The organism is Streptomyces sparsus (assembly GCF_054776295.1).
Window position 1 is genome coordinate 1 of the sequence record NZ_BAAHCA010001235.1, and the last position, 1,174, is coordinate 1,174.

General features: G+C 76.3%; 1 protein-coding gene. It reads left to right on the top strand.

Annotation, left to right across the window (positions count from 1 at the left end):
- Positions 1-233: 233 nt before the first annotated feature.
- A partial coding sequence (locus tag ACYVE9_RS27605; protein ID WP_461030620.1) for a carbohydrate kinase family protein occupies positions 234-1,174 on the top strand: 941 nt, incomplete at its 3' end.

Here is a 1,174-nt window from a genome sequence, read left to right on the forward strand (position 1 = left end):
GTCCGCCGCGTCGGTCCGGTCCGCCGGGCGGTGGCACCCGGCCGGGGCTCCTCGTGTCGCCGCACGCCTCCGCGGTCGATCGGCCGGCTCGACACTTGCCTATGTCAACGTTGACATAGGCGGGCGGGGGATGCTGGACTCGCGTATCCGACCGCCCGGGCGTCCCGTGCCCGGCGGGCCGCACCCGGCGAAACCCACCCGGCGCGCAGCCGGTTCCAGCGAAAGGGCCCGCGATGACCGCGAACCGCCACCCCGACCCCCACGCGAACGTCGCCGTGCTCGGTGAGTGTGTGGCCGACGCCTTCGTGGTGCCCGGCAGCGCCGACGCGCCCGGAGCCGGCCTCGGGCTGGAGGTGCTGCCCGGCGGCGGCCCGGCCAACACCGCCGTGGCCCTGGCCAGGCTGGGCACGCCGACCCGTTTCCTCGGCCGGTTGTCGGAAGACGTCTTCGGTCGCCTCTTCCGCGCGCACCTCGACGCCTCCGGGGTGGATCTCGGCGCGGCCGTCACCGCCGCGGAGTCCAGCACGCTGGCGGTGGCCGACCTGGACGACCAGGGACGCGCCGACTACTCCTTCCACGCCGAAGGCACCGCCGACTGGCAGTGGACCGGTGCGGAACTGGCCGCGGCCACCGCCGCGCCGATGTCCTGCCTGCACACCGGGTCGCTGGCGCTGGTGCGGGCACCCGGCGGTGCGGCGGTCGAGGACCTGCTGCGGTCCGTCCGCGAGCGGGCCACCGTCTCCCTCGACCCCAACGTGCGCCCGCTCCTGGTGGAACCGGCCGAGTACCGGCGACGGCTGCCGCGCTGGTGCGCCACCGCGGACATCCTGCGGCTGTCCGACGACGACCTGGCCCACCTGGAGCCGGGCGCGTCACCCGAGCAGGCCGCCGACACCTTCCACGCCGACGGCACCCCCCTGGTCGTGGTCACCCTGGGCGCCGGCGGCGTGTTCGCGTCCCTGGCCGGGCAGCGGTTCCGCCTCGCGGCCCCGCCGACCCGGGTGGTGGACACCGTCGGCGCGGGGGACGCCTTCATGGCGGGCTTCCTGCACGCCCTGCACCGCGACGGCGCGCTCGGCGGACGGATCGACGGACTCGACGCGGACCGGCTGCGCGAGGCACTGGGCTTCGGGGTCCGTGTCGCCGCCCTCACCTGCGAGGTCCGCGGCGCCAA